Here is a 17,126-nt window from a genome sequence, read left to right as displayed (position 1 = left end):
GCCCGCCGATGGCGGTCAACACGCCATTTGGCCTCTGCGCAACGCGCCCGTGCGGCTATGACATTCCCTGTCCATCTGGTCCCTATTTCGCGCGCTTCCGAGCGGTTTTCATAGGCAAAATCGCTATAATCCGAGGACCTTAGACGAAAGCGCCCCGTCTAGGCTGGCACCTGGACGGGGCTGCGAAACATCCGGCGGTGGCCCGCCGAACGCGCATCGCACCGCGAGCATGCGGCCACCTACGGGGAGAGGCAAGGGTCCCGTGGCGAACGAGCTCCCACGCGAGCGGCGGCTTGCCGTGCTCGCTGCCTTGGTGGACGGCAACAGCGAGCGCGCCGTCGAGCGCATGACCGGCGTCAGTCGGCCGACGATCAACCGCTTCGCGCTCCGGGTGGGCGTCGCCGCGCAGAGCCTCCACAACACCATGGCGCGCGATCTATCGCTCTCGCTCATCGAGAGCGATGAAGTCTGGTCCTTCGTACAAAAGAAGCAGTCGCGCGTGACGCCAGCGGAGCACGCGGCCGGCCTCGGTGAGGCGTACGCCTTCACGGCGCTCGCGATGCCGAGCCGCTACGTCGTGACGTGGCACGTCGGCAAGCGCGACGAGACGAGCGCCGACGCGTTCATCAAGGACCTGCGCGCGAGGCTCATCGTCATGCCGTCGCTCACCTCGGACGGCTTCGCGGCCTACCCAGGGGCGATCGGCGCGAGCTTCGGTCCTGGGGTCGACTACGGCCAGGTCATCAAGACGTTCTCGCGGGGTGGCCAGCGGGACGACGATCACCGGTACGAACCGCCGCGCAACCCGTGGCTGACCCGGCGCGTGGTGTTCGGCGCTCCGAACATCGACGCCGCGACCACCGCGCACGTCGAGCGGAACAACGCCACCCTGCGGCACCACATCGGGCGCATGAGGCGCTTGGTGTTGGCCTTCAGCAAAGACCCGGAGCACCACCGCGCGGCCGTCTCGCTCGGGCTGACGCACTACAACCTGTGCCTGATCGTGAAGACGACCCGCGTCACCCCCGCGATGGCAGCCGGCGTCACCAACCACATCTGGGAGCTCCCGGAGCTGCTCGACGCGCTGCTCTCCGTGCCCGAGACGCCGGCCCCGAGCGCGAAGCCGCTCGCTCCACGGAAGCCAGAGGGCACCGCGCGCGAGCTGCCCGGCGGACGCGGGTTCTTGCGCGTGGTTCAGGGCGGCGCCGCGCCGACCCCACCCGTCGCCCCTGCGCCACCTCCACCCGCCCCGGTGCCTGTCGCCGCGAGCCCGAGCGTGCCCGCCCCCGTCGATCCGAGCGGTCAGCTCGACCTGCTCTCGTGGCGCCCGAAGCCCCGGAAGCCGGTGCAGATGTCGCTCTTCGGGGATCCGCCAGGGGAGGAGCAAACTTAGCCAGATCAAGGGCCTGGCCAAACTTGGCCACTACCTCGCGGAGCAGGCGACGGGCATGTCGCGACATGGGCGGGTGCCTCGCGGAGCAGGCGACGGGCATGTCGCGACATGGGCGGGTGCCTCGCGGAGCGGTAGTGCTCAATTTTGAGCAATGGGCCCCGGGTCGCCTTGACGGTCGATCCGGTGCATGAGCCACGCGCGGAGCGTGGCCTCCTCCTCCACGTCCCACCCGTCCAGCCTCATGGGCTCGATGTAGGCGATGTGCGCCTCTTGGATGACCTGCGTGAGGTCGTTGCCGTCCTTGCCGTCCTTGCGCCGGTAGATGTCTTCCTAACGGTCCGTCTCGTCAACGTCAGAGCGGTTGGCGTCGTCCGGACTGCCATCATCAACCTTCTGCTCGTGCTGCTCATGTTCCATCGGGGCCAGTATCGGCTCCTCGATCACGAGCGCAGACCTTCCGAGCCGCTCGCTCCGCTCCATGAACTCGTCCCAGTCGAACTCCGGTACTGGGGCGCCTCCTGCTGCCACGACGGTCGCCACGTCGCGCATATGGGCAATCACGTCCTCGGGCGTGGGTGGCGGCTCCTCCGCCACCTCGGCGGACAGCACACGCCTCACGCGGCCGGGCTTGTACCCGCGTGCGGTGAGGACCAGCGTCGCCTCTCGCTTGGTCGCTACGCCGACGGTGAGCGCGGCCAGGATCGGCTTCGCAGCCTCGTTATCCATGTCCTCGAAGAGCTCGCGGGCGTGCTGCGCCAGCGCCGCCGCCCACCGCGGGTCCGGGGTGCCGGCGGGCTCCCTCGGCATGGGCTCACCCGGCGCTCCCACCGCATCGCCCCACGTCTTCATCCGTTCGAGCAGCACGCGAAGCGCGGCGGCGTACGGCAGGTCCGTCGATTCCTTGCAGCGGCCCCCGTCGGAGAGCTCGACGCGCGAGCCCATCTCGTTCCACCGCATCTCGGTGGTCGCCGCTGCCTCGTACTCCTCGGCGTGATCCGTGCCGCATCTCGGCAGCGCTTCCACCAGCGCACGCGCGGCGGCACGGTCGGCGGAGAGCACGGCGAGTAGCCGATCCACCTCGGCTTCTCGCTCGGCGAGCTTCTCCTCGGCATCGGCCCTTGCACGGCATTCGGCGAGCGCCTCGTTGGCATCGGCCTCTGGGTCGAAGTCCAGGCTCAGCACGCGCCACTCGCGCTCCTCGCGCTCCTCCTTGAGGATCGAGCCCACGGCCGGCGGCTCCTCGAGTTCCACGAGCATCGATATGGGGCGACCGCCGCCCTCGGTGTCCATGATGAGCCGCACGCGCATGTCGTGATGCTACCACGGGCCGAGCGCCGCCCGTTGGGGCTCGCGACCGACGACGCGAAAGAGGGTAGTGCTCAGTGTTGAGCAATGGGCCCCGGTCGGCCTTGACGTGCGACGCGCTTCCGAAGGCCGCTCGGACCGCCGCGCAGGCTTGGTGGCGATGTGCGCGACGCGGGCGCCCGTGCATGCCCGTGCACGGTCGACCCCACCGCAGCGCGGCCGACGCACGGTCTAGTTACAGCCCTGGCTGCTGAGCCACGACACCCCGCGGTTCTTCTCCGAGGTCCCGTTCGATCCGCCTCCGTCCGTGTTCGCGAACGACATGGAGACGCTGCTCCCGGTGGAGCGGTTGGTGATCTCCATGGTCATATTGTTCGGGATGAGCGCGCTGCTGTTCGGGTAGTTCGCGCCGATGTAGTAGCGCAGCCGTCCGCTGGGCAGCGAGCTGCAGGTGGCCATCTTGTTCTCCAGCGCTACCCAGTTCCCGCGGTTGAAGTTCGCGTCCTGGGGCACGAGGTTAGCCCGTCCTCCCCATCCGCCGAGCTGCGAGCCGATCATGTGACCGCCATCGTAGTCGTTGGACGGATTCTCGGCGTCTCCCCAGCGTCCCACATTCGTTTGACAGGTGTCCTTGCGAGGAGCGGCGACGATCGGCGGAAGATAGGCGTATGCCCTGTAGGGCCGGCCAGAGCCGTCGAGGTAATAGAACTCCCCATCGAAGGAATGCCACACGTTGCGGTCGCCCGAAGGGAAGTACTGCGGGCAGTCGCTGATGAGCTCCTGAACCGCATAGCCGATCCCGTACTCGTCGAGCGTGGCGCGGATCTCTTCCTCGCTGCCGCTCTCGAAGAGGTCCATCACGCCGTCGGGTCCGCCGAAATCTCGCTCAAGAGCATCCAGCGGCTCTCCGTCGCCGATCGGCTCGGCCGCGCACCCGACCAGAGCAAGGAAGCTCGCACAAAGCAACGCAGACATCGCCTTCATGGTCCTACTCCATTCCAGGCCCGCGCAGCTGCCAGAGCGGCTGTCGCTCGGCCTGGTGACAGCCAGGTCGCTGCGTGCTCGGCATCGCGGGAGCAGGCCACGTTAAGAGAAGGACAGGGTTTTATGTTGATACGATTTGATTGAGTTCGCGTTTCGGGAATGTTGAGCGTCGGTCGTGTTCGGGTTCGTCGAGAGCTCAGAACACGAAACCCGCCCCCACCATCGGTCACCGTCGTAGTCGTAGTCGTGGTCGTGGTCGTGGTCGTGGTCGTGGTCGTGGTCGTGGTCGTGGTCGTAGTCGTAGTCGTGGTCGTGGTCGTGGTCGTGGTCGTGGTCGTGGTCGTGGTCGTCGACGACACGATCGTAGACGTGAACGTTCCGCCGAAACCTCGGCCGACGATTGCCGCCGCCTCCGTTCGATTCGGCGCAACCGAGTTCCACGTCGCGTCGAAATCCCTGCTATGTTCGGATTCCAACGACTTGAGTCTATCGTTGCGCCATCTCGTTCCTCGCTCTCAGCGGCCCGCTGGCAGCTCGAGCCCCTCGCGGACACGGGGAGCTGGCTGACCAGCTGCGTCGAGCGGCGCTTTCCGTTCCACTCAACATTGCGGAGGGCAGCGGCAAGCCGGAGCGAGATGCGCGCCGGTTCTATGCGATTGCGAGAGGCTCGGCGCTGGAGTGCGCTGCGATCATCGATGCGTTCGAAGCCCTGGGTCTCGTCACCGCCCAGGAGCTCGTGGAACCTCGCGAGCTGCTGGAGAGGACGGTCTCGATGCTCACGAAGATGGCGCTGAGCGAGGTGAATCTTGGGAAATGAGAGAGGCGACTTCTGGGGGACGTTTACGTTCACGAACGAGCCGTTGACGACCACGACCACGACCACGTCCACGACCACGACCACGACCACGACCACGACCACGTTCACGACCACGCCCACGTTGGGGGCCAATGGTGGGGCAGGGGGGCAATCGGTCGCGACGAACGCGGCTGGGGAACAGCAGAGCGCCCGTTTCGCTAGCTCACGCGAGCGCGATCCTCAGAAGCTCACGCGCAGGGTCGCGCCCGTCGGGCCGACGGTGAACTCGGGGGCCTGGATCGACACCTTGCGCGGGATGTCGTCGCGCACCCAGACCCGCTGGTTGCCGACGAGGCCCGCGACGAGCAGCACGAAGCCGGTCACCTGCGTGGCCCCGTCGAAGAGGAGGAGGGTGGCGGCGAGCCGGCCGTCGTCGCGGTCGACGTCGACGTCCTCGCCCGTGCCGAGCGTGATGAACGGGCCGCCCACGGGCACGAGCATCGGCGAGTAGCTGACGGCGTCGCTGCCTCCCTCGCTGAGGATGCTCCCCGCCGTCAACGCCGAGAGCGCCCACGCGCTGGCGAGGACGATCGACCCCGCGATCACCAGCCGGCGGTTCATCTGCGTCTCGACGCGATAGCCCGCCGGCCGGATCCCGCCTTCCGTGAAGGTCAACGTTCGCGGCATGCCGAGGATGACGGACGGCGCATACGGCGCGTAGCCGGGCGGCACGTGGTCAGGCGGCGGCGCGTATCCAGGCGGCAGCGCGTAGCCGGGCGGCGCATAGCCGGGCGGCGCGCCGGCAGGGGACGGCGCGTAGCCAGACGGCGCCGCGCTCTGCGCGGACGGGGGGGCGTCGCTCTCCGCCGTGGCCGGCGCTGCGAGCGCGAGCGGGCCAAACAGCGCGGCCATCGAGAGGGCGGTGCGGATCGCGGTCACGTGCGTCTCCCTTCGGGGTGAGGGCTGTCGGCGCAGGGGCACCAGCTCAGAATCTCCATCGGAGGCTCGCGGAGGACCCGCCGATCGAGCCCTCAGGCCAGCGGGGCGCAGCGTGCCCAGGGTCGCGTGAGCTCACCGTGAACTGGCGCTCGAGGTAGACGTCCTCGTTCGCGAGACCGGCGGCGTACAGGATGAGCCCGCCCACCTGGGTCACGGCGTCCATCGTAAGCCAGAAGATGCCCGCGCCCTCCGCTTCCAGGGTCCCTATCGCGATCATCGGGCCGGCGAACGGGATGAGCAGCGGCCCGAACTCGTCGAAATCGTCGTCGTCGAACGACGCGATGCCTGCGACCGTGAACGTGAGCGCGTACGGGATGCCGAACGTCAGCAGCCCCGCCGTGGCGAGCTTGCGGTCCGCCCTGGTCCGGAGCGCGTAGCCGCGCGGGATCGGGTCCCCCTCTTCGTACTCGATGGTCCGTGGGTTGGCCCACGGCGGGAGCGGCGGCACCGGCAGGTAGTAACCCTGCGGGATGGGCACCAGCGCGCCGCCCGCCGGAGCGATGGGGGCGGGCGCCGGAGCGACAGGGGCGGGCGCTGGAGCGATCGGGGCGGCCGCCGGAGCGATGGGGGCGGGCGCCGGAGCGACAGGGGCGGGCGCCGGAGCGACAGGGGCCCCCGCTGCCGCGGGCGCAGCGCCTGGCGCGGCGGGCCTCGCCGCGTCGCCGCGCGCCGGTTTCGGCGGCGCGGCCTGCGCCTGCGCGGCCGCCGGCGCGGCGAGCCCGAGCAGCGCCGCGAGCACCGCGGCGGCCTGCACGCCGCGAACGCGCGGCGCTGCGTCGCGGCGCAGCGGTACGATACTCCCTTTCGTTTGCCCGATCGGCATGCTGGCTCCCGTCGCGCTCGCGCGACGACTCCAAGGACTGCGGGTGGCTTCGGTGCAGCGAGGCCAGGATACGCAGACTGTTCACGAACTCAATCCGCCCGCACAGTGCGGGCGGGCGCCGCGCTGGGAGCCCCGACGCTGGCGAGCCGGTCGCCCGCTCCGGCCGACGATGGGCCACCCCTCGGCCATGCGCTGCACGCCCGAGGAGGCGCTCGTCGTCGCGAAGCCCGCGAGGCCCCGCCCCTCGGCGCATGCTGGGCTGCCGCTCTCCGGGCGCCGACGGTGCCCTCGCGCCCCTCGCCAGCGCGATACCCGCCATCGTCGAGCGTGGTCTGCACGCCCGCGCGGCGCCGTCGCCCCGCCGCCACGAGCCATGAGCCGCCGGCGACGCGCGGTCGAGCCGTGCACCTGGGACAACCCTGACAGGTAAGGACTGTAGCGAGTGGACCCCTGGGACAACCACGATGCGTAAGGGTCATGGCAAGTGGACGCCTGGGATAACCCTGACAGGTAAAGACTGTATGTCTCTCACCTGCTCTGGCTCAGCTCGCCACAGCCCCGTCGGGCGCTACGCTGTTGTCTGAACAAGGGTGATGTCGCAGCCGCCCCCGTGGCGAGCTCGGCAGAACCATGGCCTTCCATGACATGGCGGCGACGACCGCCCGCGGAGGAGCGAAACGATGACAAGGACCTTATTCGTGGTGTTGGCGTGCGCGGCTGCCGCGCTGAGCAGCGCGTCGTGCGGAGGGACGGACAAGGGCAATCGGGCCACGGGCGGCGGCGATACGGGCAGCGGCACGACCGGCGGCGGCGGTACGGACAGCGGCACGACCGGCAGCGGCGATGCGAGCGGCGGCGATACCGGCGGCGGCGCCACGTCAGGGACCGGCGCGCAGCCAGGGGCCGGCGAGCAGTTCTCCGTCGACGCGCAGGGCGGGACCTTCACGGCGGACGACGGCTTCACCATCGAGGTGCCGCCGGGCGCGGTGAACGAGAACACGGTGATCACCATCCAGCGCATCGACGAGGCCCCCGAGGGCGCGGTGGGGCCCATGTACGTCCTCGGCCCGGAGGGCCTGACGTTCGAGAGGCCGATCACGCTCACGCTGCCGATCACCGTCGAGCTCAGGGCGGAGCTGGGCGAAAGCGCGGTCCTCGGCGCCTATGGCTTCACCGCGCAGGAGGGCTCGGACGATTTCGCGCCGCTCGCGCGGCACGACGTCTCGAGGGACAGCGTCGTCACGGAGACCGACCGCCTCTCGAGGATCTATCCAGGCATGATCCTGGCGACCCCGATGGCGAGCCTGCACCGCTACCCGAGCGCGCTGGCCGCCGACGCGTCCTTCCTCTACTTCGCGAGCGGCGGCACCGAGGATGTCGCGACCGGGGACAACAACGACGGATTCATCTACCGGGTGAGGCTGGGCACCGCCGAGGCAGAGGCGATGATCCCCGCCGATCCCGATCCCAAGGCGCTGTGGGTCAACGACTCCCACGTCTACTGGGCGAGCGGCGGCGATGATGACCCGGTGATCCCCTCGGCGCTCCGGCGCGTCGACAAGGCGACCCTGGAGGTGGAGACGCTGGCCCAGATCGGCTATGTCGTGAGCGTCATCGGCGACGCGTCGGCGCTCTACTTCGGCGACGGCGATGGAGAGAACCTCTTCACGATGCCGCTCGACGGCGGCGAGCCGGCCGTCCTCGCGTCCGGCGCCGGGAGGCCCGCGTACCTCGCGCAGGACGCGGAGAACCTCTACTGGACCGGCGGCGCGGCGACCAACAAGGTCTACAAGGTGGCGAAGGCGGGCGGGGAGGTGACCGTCATCGCCGACAACGAGGCCGAGCCGGCCGGGATCGCGGTGGACGCGGAGTTCGTCTACTGGGCCAACGCCGGCGACGGCGGCGTGTTCAAGGCGCCCATCGCCGGAGGACAGAAGACCTTGATCCACAGGGGGGACTCGATGGCGGGGCTGGCCCTCCGGGGCTCGACGCTGTTCTCGACGGACACGCGCGGGAACCGCAGCGTCAACGCGCACGATCTCGAGAGCAACAGGACCGTCCTGCTGGCGTTCGGACAGCCCGTCCCCTGGCGTGTCATCGCCCCGGAAGGGCAGGGCGTGTTCTGGTCCAACGCCGGCGACTACCGCTACCAGGGGCAAGTCGCGTCCTACCACGCTCCTTGATCCTCCGTGGCCCGGCGGTGACCGCGAGGGCGCGCCCGCGTGGCTCGCCCTCGTGGTCGCCGTGGGTCAGGGGCCGAACGCCGCGACGAAGACGTCCTCGTCCCCTGTCAGCGGGCCAGAGCCGAGGTCGAGGGTGCCCGTGAACGTCGCTGTGGCCAGCACGCGATCGAGCGGATCGACGACGATGCTGAAGGGTCGCTCCGTGTCGAACCCCTCGACCCACAGCACGTGCCCGCCGGCGTCGAACTTCACCAGGAAGGTGCGCGCGCTGTATCTCGACGGGTTGTACCCTGACGGGAAGGGGATCCCATCGAAATCGAGCGTCGCCGAGACGTCGGCGACGAGCACCCCGGAGGCGACCACGTTCGCCTGGCTGTCGACGTCGATCGAGGTGATGACGACAAGGCTCTCCGGCGCGCTGAAGCCCCTGCTCCAGACGGTGTTCCCGGCCGCGTCGAGCTTCGCGAGGAACGCGACCTGGTAGCCCTCGTTGATGATCGGCCCCGTGCCGAGGTCGATGGTGGTGCCCGTCTGCCCGGCCACGACCACGTTGCCCGCCGGGTCCACCTCGACGTCCTGGATGAAGCCGGACGTGTCTCCGAACGTCCTGCTCCAGAGGTGGTTGCCCGCGGGATCCAGCTTCGCGACGAAGAGTCGAGGGTCCGGGAGCGGCCCGCCGCCCAGATCCGCGCCGGGGCCCACGGATCCTCCGAAGAGCACGTTGCCCATCGGGTCCGTCGTGAGGGCGACCGACCCGTCGCTTGAGTCGCTCCCGACGCCCTTGCTCCAGAGGGTGTTGCCCGCCGGGTCCAGCTTGAACAGGAAGATGTCCTGCGCGCCCGCGCTGCTCACCGGCCCCGCGCCGAAGTCGACCGTCCCCTCGAACGAGCCGAGGACGACCACGTTGTCCTCGCCGTCGACCGACAGGCCATAGACGTCTTGATAGGCCGGATCGCCGAAATGGCGGACCCACGCGGGGTCCCCTGCCGGGTCCGTCCTCATGACGTAGATGTCGCTCAGCCCGGCGCTGGGGATCGGCCCGGCGCCGACATCCAGCGAGTCGACATAGCCTCCCGCGTTCACCAGGCTCCCGTCGGAGAGCGCGGCGATCTTCGCGCCGAACTCGTCCCCAGGGCCGCCGTAGCGCCTCGCCCACGCGAGCCCGCCGTCCGGATCGAGCTTCGCGATCAGCACGTCGCGCTGCCCCGCGCTCGTGAGCGGGCCTCCGCCGAGATCGGCCGTACCGCTGAGCTGGCCAGTGAGGAGGACATTGCTGGCCCCGTCGGCGTTGATGCTCGCGAACGACGCTTCGCCGGGAAAGCTCACGCTCCAGAGCGGCGCGCCCGGCTCCACGCAGGCGCCGTGTCCGTCGCACACCTCGCCCTCGCCGCAGCGATTTCGCCCCCGCGACGGCGGCGGTCCATACGGCGCGGGCGCATGGACGCATGCCCACCTGACGCGTGCGTCCAGGGTGCATGGGTTATGATCATTGCAGCTCGCTGCGCCGTGACCGTGACCGTGGCCGTGGCCGTGACCGCGCCGTGGATGCCTGTCATTCGCCCGGAGCGCGCTCGCGGACGCCGCTGCCCCGTCCGGTTCGGGGCTCCCCTGTTTGCTTTCAGGGGGCGCGGCGCAACCGACCATGGCGGATGTCATCACCACGGCGGCATGCATCCTGCTGTTCCTGAGAATCGTCGAGACGTGAGGCATGAGCTCCTCCAGCGCGCCTCGAGATGCGCGCTCTCTGCTCGACCATGGCGACCTGCGAGCCATGGGGCGCGCGGGCCATGGTCTCCCGTGTAGGGATCGATGTTGCCATCATCTCGATCATTTCAACTCCAGGATCGCCTGGCATTGCGAGTCCGCCGTCGACCTGAACGCGCGCCGGTCCAGGGAGAGGCGCCACGAGCGCTGAGCGGTTCCAGACGTAGATGGCTGAGAATCCGCCCGACGCGGTCCGCGCGCGGCGAAGGGCCACAGCCGCGCTCGCCGAGCGCGGCGGCGCTCACGTCGTGACGCCGCCGCCGCGCCTGCGCCTCGCTGCGACGATCGCGGCCCCGGCGCTCACCAGCCGGGATCGAGCGCCGGCTCGACGGGCACGAACGGACCGACCTCACCAAGGTTCCAGCCGCCGTGGCGGAAACAGGCGCCCGAGCCGTCGGTGCGCACGCCGCAAAGGAGGTCGTTCCCGCCTTCGATGAACGTGAAGCGCCCGGCGTCGATCGGCATGTCGGCGCCATCGTAGCGCCTGCACGTGAGGGCCCCCTCGGCGTCGATCGCACACACCGCTCCGGCCGTGGCGGTGATGGAACGGTACGGCCCGCCCGAAAACTCGGGATACTCGGGCCCGGCGCAGCGCGTGCTGGGGGTGTTGCCGCAAGAGATGGTCGGCTCGAAGCACTGGATGCCGCCCGCCTTCGTGAGCCCGCAGACGATGCGGTTGCTGAACGCCACCTGGGTGAACTCACCGGGGATCGTCTCCATGCCATGGAACTGCCACAGGCTGCCATCCGGGCGCACGCCGGCGACGAGCCCTTCCCAGGCGCAGAGCGCTTGCGTGAACGGGCCCTCGAACTCCACCACCTTGTCCGGGTGCTCCGGGAGGTTGTCTTGTAGGCGATCCAGCAGCACCGCGAACGACCCGTCCACGAACAGCGGGCACACGCCCTGGTCGCCCCACATGTTCGTCGCCCGAAAGGAGGCGACAGGCGGCAGCCCGTCTGGCAGGACCGTCTCGGCGGCGAGCAGCCGGCCGTCCTCGGTGAGCCCGATCAGCCCCTGTCGCGTGAGCTGGACACGCCGGTAGCGCTCGGCGGGCAGCGCGCCGCCCGGATCGTCGCCCCAGCAACGATAGCTGCCGTCGGTCTTCGTCACACAATAGCTGCCGACGTCATCGTCGACCGCGACGTTTCGCGCGCACACGAAATCGGAGACGCGCCAGCCGCCGTCGCTCGTGCACGTCTCGCGCAGGCCGCTCGCGTTGCAGCGCGCCTCCCCCGCCGCGCAGGCCGCGGCGCTCCCCGGATCGCCGCCCTGCGCCGTGCCGGCGCTCCCTCCCGCGCCGCTCTCCTGCGTCGTCCACGTCCCGCTGCAGCCGATGGCGAGCATCGCGGCGCCCACTGCCACGAGCCGCGCCGCCCTCCGTTCAAGCGCCATGACACAAAGGATACCCAGGTGCTCCGTGCTCCGCATGCACCATTGATCGTCGAGCGCTGGCCGCGATTCAAGGAGTGAGCATCTCCGCGTCCACGCAATCGGCCAGCCCGCGGGCCACGCTTCGTCGCTTTGCGCTCGAAATTTGCGCGCCAGGTGGACCCAGCGACGGCCGCGTCGCGAGCTCCGGCGGGCGGCTTCGGCTCGCGGGCTTCGAGCAGCTCGCGGGCCGAGGTGGAGGCGCGAGCCTCCATCGCCCTGCCGATGGAGGAGGCTGTCGCCTCCATCGCCGGGTCGAGCGGCGGTCTGCCCCACGACCTGCGTCGCGATCCTGCGCTGCGAGATCATTGAGGGCTCAGGAGCGCTCAGGGGATCGTCGCAGGCACGCTCCCTGCTCTCTGGTTTGGTGCGGGTGCGGGGGGCGGGCGCGGGCACGGCCTGAGTGGCCGGCATACCAAGGGGAGTCACACCATGAAGATTGCTGCGTATCATCTCGGTCTCGGTCTCATCACCTTCTCGATGGTCACGGGCTGCGTGGCGGCGGACGCCGGCAGCTTCGACGAGGAAGACACGGCGGAGAGCGCCGAGGAGCTCGGAGGAAACCCTGACCCCTGCGCGATGGGGACCGACCCGAACTTCACCACCCCGCAGCTCACCGCGGTCGGAGCAAGCGAGAACTACGTCCGCGCCTACCAGTGGATCGACGGCATCTGTCCGGACATCGGGCAGGATCGAGCGACGACGATCGTGGATTTCCCCGTGCCCGGCTATTACCAGCACCAGACCCCGGAGACATACCGCTTCGACGTACAGCCTACCTTCTGGGGGGCCTCCTCCACCTCGTGGAGCGACGCGTCGCAGGCGATGAGCGACTGCGCAAACACCAAGATGGCCACGCGCGTGCAGCGCTGGGACGCCGCCACGAGCCAGTTCGTGCAGCTCACGTACAAGGAGCAGGCGGGCACGTGGCTCTGGGACAACCCGCTGACTGGCCGCGGGCACTGCTCGACGCCGACGTTCGTCTACTACCACGAGAACTACGGGACCGCGCAGCAGGTCGCCACGAGCAAGTACCGTGTCCGCACCTGGGCGACGCAGCCCGACGGCTCCCATGCGACCGTCTGGATCACGGGGACGCACACGGGCCTGTAGCCCGCGCGCGACGCTCAGCTGTTCGCGCGAAGCGCCTCGAATTCCCCCGGGTCCTTGATGGCCGCCGGCTGGTTCTCGTCGGCGAAGAGCGTGGTGTCGTCGTACTTGCCGAAGTGGGTCACCTCGTGCGTGCCACCCACCGCCGGGAAGCCGTCCGGACCGGCCTTCACCCCGATGGCGTTCATCAAGCCGCAGAAGTACTTGTTGATCGGCTGCGTGGCGATGCCCGGCGGCGTCCCGGTGGAATCCACTTCGCTGTAGGCGAGCTCCGTCTGACCGGGGCCGCAAGCTCCCTCGCTGTTGCCGCGGGTCAGGTCCGCCTTGGCGCCTTCGACGTTCACGGCCTGACCCACCTTGAAGTAGCCTCCGCAGCTCCCCGCCTGGAGGATCGGAAGGTTGTTGAGGTTGTGGCTGTTGCCGTCCGAGCATTCCTGAAACCAGACGGTGGCGGTGTTGTCGAGGAGCTTCACGTCGCCCTCCTCCAGGCTGTCGAGCCGACCGACGAGGTAGGCGAACTTCTTCGCATACCAGTCGTCGATTTCATGGATCATCTCGAGCACCCCAGGGACGCACGTCCCGCCCATGCTGGCGTTGCCGATCCGGTGGGAGATGCCATGGGATTCTATCGTGTGATCGATGCCGTCCCACCTGAAGACCGTGGTCCCGGGGAACTTCATGAAGATGACGCGGCTCTGGTCGCAGAGGGCCGAGAGGACCGCGAGGTCCATCATGACGTTCGTCGACCTCGACAGGTCGCGGGTGATGCCATCTTGCGACGCCTGCACGGACTGGCTCGTCAGGCCGAGCGCCGCCGCGGCGCCTTCGCTGCACTGGGCCGTGACCGTGCCCGACGTCTCGTGGAGGAGATCCATCCAATCGGAGAGCTTTCGTCTGTCCGACTGGCTCATGTCGAACCTCTGGAGGGTCGCCAGGTCGTCTCGCACGACGTCGATGACGCTCTTGCCGCGGGCCACCTTGTACGTGTCCGGCGACATGGACCCGCGATCGAAGAGGTTCGTCAGGTTGTTGAAGATCGCCGCCGGAGACCCGATGCCCGGGAACATCTGCTGGGGCGCGGAGTACGAGAAATTCGATTTGGCGTCTGATCTCACCCCGCCGATCTGCATCACGAGGGGAGCCGCGCCGCCGGGGTTGACCTGATCCGCGCAGATGTGGTCGAGCGCTGATCGCAGGGGGACCGCGGGTCGCCTCATGGTGACGAGCGTCGTCGTCCCGATGAGCGAGCGCTGTCGGGATGCTCGCACGCTCCCCACGCCCAGTAGAGCTCCATCCGCGAGGACCATCCAACGGAGAATTCGCCCGCGCGGCACAGCCATGCGGCATGGTGGCAACAGGAGTGGAACACCGGTGTCGAGCGGCCCGAGCGAATGCTACTCTCGGGTCGAGGAGCGCCCATGCCCGATCCGTACAACCTGCAACGATTCGTGGACGCGCAGGCTCCGGTCTATGACAGCGTCCTGGCCGAATTGCGCCGAGGAGAGAAGACCAGCCACTGGATGTGGTTCATTTTTCCGCAGCTGAAGGGCCTGGGCCACAGCGCCATGGCTCAGAGGTTCGGCATCGCTTCGAAGGGAGAGGCCGAGGCGTATCTGCAGCACCCGACGCTCGGTCCGAGGCTGCTGGAGTGCACTCGCCTCGTGAATCAGATCGAGGGGCGCTCGCTGTACGACATCTTCGATAGCCCCGATGACATGAAGTTTTGCTCGTCGATGACCCTGTTCTCCCGCGCGGCCCCCGGCGAGGCGGCGTTCCTCGCGGCGCTCGACAAGTACTGTGGCGGCGAGCCCGATCCGCGAACGCTCGCGCTGCTCGAGTAGCACCGGCCGTCGCCGGACGCGCCGCTGGATCGCCCCCCGTGGGTGGATCGTCGACGCGCTCGCGTCGCGTCGCGTGCGCCGTTCTTGCCTGTAACATTCCGATGTCACGGTCGCTGTCGGCTCGCGCGGGAACCAGCACGACCGACGTTGCGGACGCCACGTCCCCTGGCGAAAGCTCCAGATTTCGCCCTGGGCGGCCGCCTGGAACCGAGGCAACGCAATTTCCCACTTGATCCGCCGTCGTGGACGGACGAGTGAGCCGGCGCTCGCTCCGGCCGGGGGCGGGCGAGAGGACCATCACCCGTGGATGCATTGTCGTACCAGTCGCTCGTAACGGGCGCCGTCGCGCTCATGGTCGCACGCACCTTCTACGTGCGTGTCAAGAAGGCCCCTGAAGGCAACGAGACGATGGCGCGCATCGCGCGCTACGTCCGCGAGGGGGCGATGGCCTTCCTCGCGCGCGAGTACAAGGTGCTCGCCGTCTACGCCGCCGCCGTCTTTGCGCTCCTGGCCGCGACGCTCGGGCTCCTGTCCGCGGTCGCCTTCGCCGCCGGCGCGTTCCTGTCGCTCATCGCCGGCTTCTTCGGCATGAAGGCCGCGACGTACGCCAACGTTCGCACGGCCGAGGCCGCGCGCGCGCACGGCAAGCCCACCGCGCTCGTCACCGCGCTCGACGGCGGCGCCGTCATGGGCCTCTGCGTCGCGGGGCTCGGCCTCATCGGCCTGGGCGGCATCTATGCCCTGTTCCGCAACGACGAGCACCTCGCGACGATCGTCCACTCGTTCGCCGTCGGCGCGAGCTCGATCGCGCTCTTCGCCCGCATCGGCGGCGGCATCTACACGAAGGCCGCCGACGTCGGCGCCGATATCGTCGGCAAGGTCGAGGCGAACATCCCCGAGGACGACCCCCGCAACCCGGGCGTCATCGCCGACAACGTCGGGGACAACGTCGGCGACATCGCGGGCATGGGCGCCGACATCTACGAGAGCTACGTGGCCGCGGTCGTCGCCGCGATCGCGCTCGGCCTCACGCTGCCGATCGCCAAGCTGCAGCAGCTCGCGCCGTCGGTGAGCGAGCAGGAGCTCCGCGCGATGGCCGTGTCGCTGCCGCTGCTCCTCGCGACGATCGGCCTCGCGGTCTCGGTCGTCGGCATCTTCATCACGCGCGAGCTCAAGAACCTGCCGCCGGCCCGGGTGCTGCGCCTCGCGCTCATCGTCCCGCCGTTCCTCGTCGTGCTCGCGGCGGCCGGCATCCTGCCGGGGCTCGGCTTCAGCTTCGGCGCCGTCATCACCCTCGCGGCCGGCGCCGCGGGCGGCGCCATCGTCGGCCTCGTGACCGACTACTACACGTCGATGGGCCCCATCCACAAGGTGGCCCAGAGCTCGCTCACCGGCCCCGGCACCAACGTCATCCGCGGCATCGCGGTCGGCCTCGAGAGCGTCGCGATCCCCCTCATGACCCTCGTCGCCGTGGGCTGGATCTCGAACCACTACCTCGGCCTCTACGGCATCGCGCTCGCCGCGGTCGGCATGCTCGCTGGCACCGCGATCGTCATGACCGTCGACGCGTACGGCCCGATCGCCGACAACGGCGGCGGCATCTCCGAGATGGCCGGCCTCGGCAAGGAGGTCCGCGCGATCACCGACGAGCTCGACGCGGTCGGCAACACCACCGCGGCCGTCGGCAAGGGCTTCGCGATCGGCTCGGCGGTGCTCACCGTCGTCGCGCTGTTCGCGGCCTTCAACATGGAGGTCGACGCGGTCCGCCGCGCGAAGGGCCTCCCGGAGCTCGTGCTGTATCTGACAGACGCCAAGGTCCTCATGGGACTGCTCTTCGGCGCCCTCCTCCCGTGCCTCGTCGGCGCGCTCACGATGACCGCCGTCGGCCGCGCGGCCGGCTCGATCGTCGAGGAGATCCGCCGTCAGTTCCGCGAGATCCCCGGCCTGCTCGAGGGCAAGCCGGGCGTCGAGCCGCAGCCGAAGGTCATCGTCGACATCGCCACGTCGGCCGCCATCCGGGAGATGATCGCGCCCGGCGCCATCGCGGTGCTCGCGCCGGTCGTCGTCGGCTTCGTGGCCGGCCCCGAGGTCCTCGCGGGCACGCTGGCCGGTGCGCTCGTCGTCGGCGCGGTGCTCTCGCTGATGATGGCGAACGGCGGCGGCGCCTGGGACAACGCCAAGAAGCACATCGAGAAGGGCGGCCTCGACGGCCACGCGAAGGGCTCCGACGCCCACAAGGCCGCCGTCGTCGGCGACACCGTCGGCGATCCCTTCAAGGACACGTCGGGCCCCGGCATCTCGATCCTCATCAAGGTGATGGGCGTCGTGTCGCTCCTCATCGCCCCGCTCATCGCCTGAGCGGACGCGCCGTCGCAGCGAGCAACCCAGAGAGCGCGGCCCTCACCGGCCGCGTTCTCGCTTTTGTGGCTTCACGCGCGGCTCTCGTCCTGCCTCGGCCATCGAATTTCCTCGGCTGACAGCGGAGCTTCCGTGCTGTAAA

At 69.4% G+C, this 17,126-nt stretch carries 14 protein-coding genes; 6 read left to right on the top strand and 8 right to left on the bottom strand.

Translation table 11 applies throughout. The features are described 5' to 3' along the window. Positions 1-262 precede the first annotated feature (262 nt). Positions 263-1,393 carry an IS1 family transposase gene (locus WME82_RS30940; protein ID WP_438038254.1) on the top strand — a complete coding sequence of 377 codons (1,131 nt, stop codon included), beginning with the start codon at positions 263-265 and terminating at the stop codon, positions 1,391-1,393. A 330-nt stretch (positions 1,394-1,723) separates the two neighbouring features. On the opposite strand, the gene WME82_RS30935 is transcribed toward WME82_RS30940, so the two are convergent. The 3 genes from WME82_RS30935 to WME82_RS30925 all read right to left on the bottom strand — a co-directional run bounded on the left by WME82_RS30935 (position 1,724) and on the right by WME82_RS30925 (position 4,123). Beyond that, positions 1,724-2,683 carry a hypothetical protein gene (locus WME82_RS30935; RefSeq protein ID WP_438038253.1) on the bottom strand — a complete coding sequence of 320 codons (960 nt, stop codon included), beginning with the start codon at positions 2,681-2,683 and terminating at the stop codon, positions 1,724-1,726. Positions 2,684-2,929: 246 nt separating this feature from the next. Next, complete coding sequence (locus tag WME82_RS30930; protein WP_438038252.1) at positions 2,930-3,682, bottom strand: DNA/RNA non-specific endonuclease; 753 nt, start codon at positions 3,680-3,682, stop codon at positions 2,930-2,932. A gap of 102 nt (positions 3,683-3,784) precedes the next feature. Continuing rightward, the gene (locus WME82_RS30925) at positions 3,785-4,123 is read right to left on the bottom strand and encodes a hypothetical protein (protein WP_438038251.1); all 339 of its coding nucleotides are present in this window, start codon (positions 4,121-4,123) and stop codon (positions 3,785-3,787) included. A 58-nt stretch (positions 4,124-4,181) separates the two neighbouring features. Here WME82_RS30925 and WME82_RS30920 point away from each other — a divergent pair, with 58 nt between their 5' ends. Next, positions 4,182-4,499 (top strand): four helix bundle protein, encoded by a 318-nt coding sequence (locus WME82_RS30920; protein ID WP_438044949.1) that lies wholly within the window; start codon positions 4,182-4,184, stop codon positions 4,497-4,499. Between the two features lie 219 nt (positions 4,500-4,718). On the opposite strand, the gene WME82_RS30915 is transcribed toward WME82_RS30920, so the two are convergent. Together WME82_RS30915 and WME82_RS30910 are read right to left on the bottom strand one after the other, a co-directional pair. Next, positions 4,719-5,417 carry a hypothetical protein gene (locus tag WME82_RS30915; protein ID WP_438038250.1) on the bottom strand — a complete coding sequence of 233 codons (699 nt, stop codon included), beginning with the start codon at positions 5,415-5,417 and terminating at the stop codon, positions 4,719-4,721. A gap of 46 nt (positions 5,418-5,463) precedes the next feature. Further along, the gene (locus WME82_RS30910; RefSeq protein WP_438038249.1) at positions 5,464-6,300 is read right to left on the bottom strand and encodes a hypothetical protein; all 837 of its coding nucleotides are present in this window, start codon (positions 6,298-6,300) and stop codon (positions 5,464-5,466) included. A gap of 680 nt (positions 6,301-6,980) precedes the next feature. Here WME82_RS30910 and WME82_RS30905 point away from each other — a divergent pair. Further along, complete coding sequence (locus tag WME82_RS30905) at positions 6,981-8,483, top strand: DUF5050 domain-containing protein (protein ID WP_438038248.1); 1,503 nt, start codon at positions 6,981-6,983, stop codon at positions 8,481-8,483. Between the two features lie 66 nt (positions 8,484-8,549). Here the strand turns inward: WME82_RS30905 and WME82_RS30900 are convergent, their stop codons facing one another. After that, complete coding sequence (locus WME82_RS30900; protein WP_438038247.1) at positions 8,550-9,860, bottom strand: hypothetical protein; 1,311 nt, start codon at positions 9,858-9,860, stop codon at positions 8,550-8,552. 687 nt (positions 9,861-10,547) lie between these two features. Continuing rightward, entirely contained in the window at positions 10,548-11,639 is a 1,092-nt protein-coding gene (locus WME82_RS30895) for a hypothetical protein (RefSeq protein ID WP_438038246.1), read from the bottom strand. A gap of 468 nt (positions 11,640-12,107) precedes the next feature. On the opposite strand from WME82_RS30895, the gene WME82_RS30890 reads away from it, so the two are divergent. Next, on the top strand, positions 12,108-12,788 hold the full coding sequence (locus tag WME82_RS30890) for a hypothetical protein (RefSeq protein WP_438038245.1): 681 nt from the start codon (positions 12,108-12,110) through the stop codon (positions 12,786-12,788). A gap of 14 nt (positions 12,789-12,802) precedes the next feature. Here WME82_RS30890 and WME82_RS30885 read toward each other — a convergent pair whose 3' ends face one another. Next, a complete protein-coding gene (locus tag WME82_RS30885) occupies positions 12,803-14,002 on the bottom strand; it encodes a DUF1552 domain-containing protein (protein ID WP_438038244.1) in 1,200 nt (399 codons plus the stop codon). 201 nt (positions 14,003-14,203) lie between these two features. Here WME82_RS30885 and WME82_RS30880 point away from each other — a divergent pair, with 201 nt between their 5' ends. Continuing rightward, positions 14,204-14,626: a DUF1810 domain-containing protein gene (locus WME82_RS30880; protein ID WP_438038243.1), complete on the top strand. Its 423-nt coding sequence runs from the start codon at positions 14,204-14,206 to the stop codon at positions 14,624-14,626. Positions 14,627-14,929: 303 nt separating this feature from the next. Beyond that, the gene (locus tag WME82_RS30875) at positions 14,930-16,984 is read left to right on the top strand and encodes a sodium-translocating pyrophosphatase (RefSeq protein ID WP_438038242.1); all 2,055 of its coding nucleotides are present in this window, start codon (positions 14,930-14,932) and stop codon (positions 16,982-16,984) included. The last annotated feature ends 142 nt before the right edge of the window (positions 16,985-17,126 follow it).

This window comes from Sorangium sp. So ce128, from assembly GCF_051525245.1.
Taxonomy (GTDB): Bacteria; Myxococcota_A; Polyangia; order Polyangiales; family Polyangiaceae; genus Sorangium; species Sorangium cellulosum_B.
Note: the sequence above shows the minus strand (reverse complement) of the source record. Positions and strands in the feature narration are given on the sequence as shown.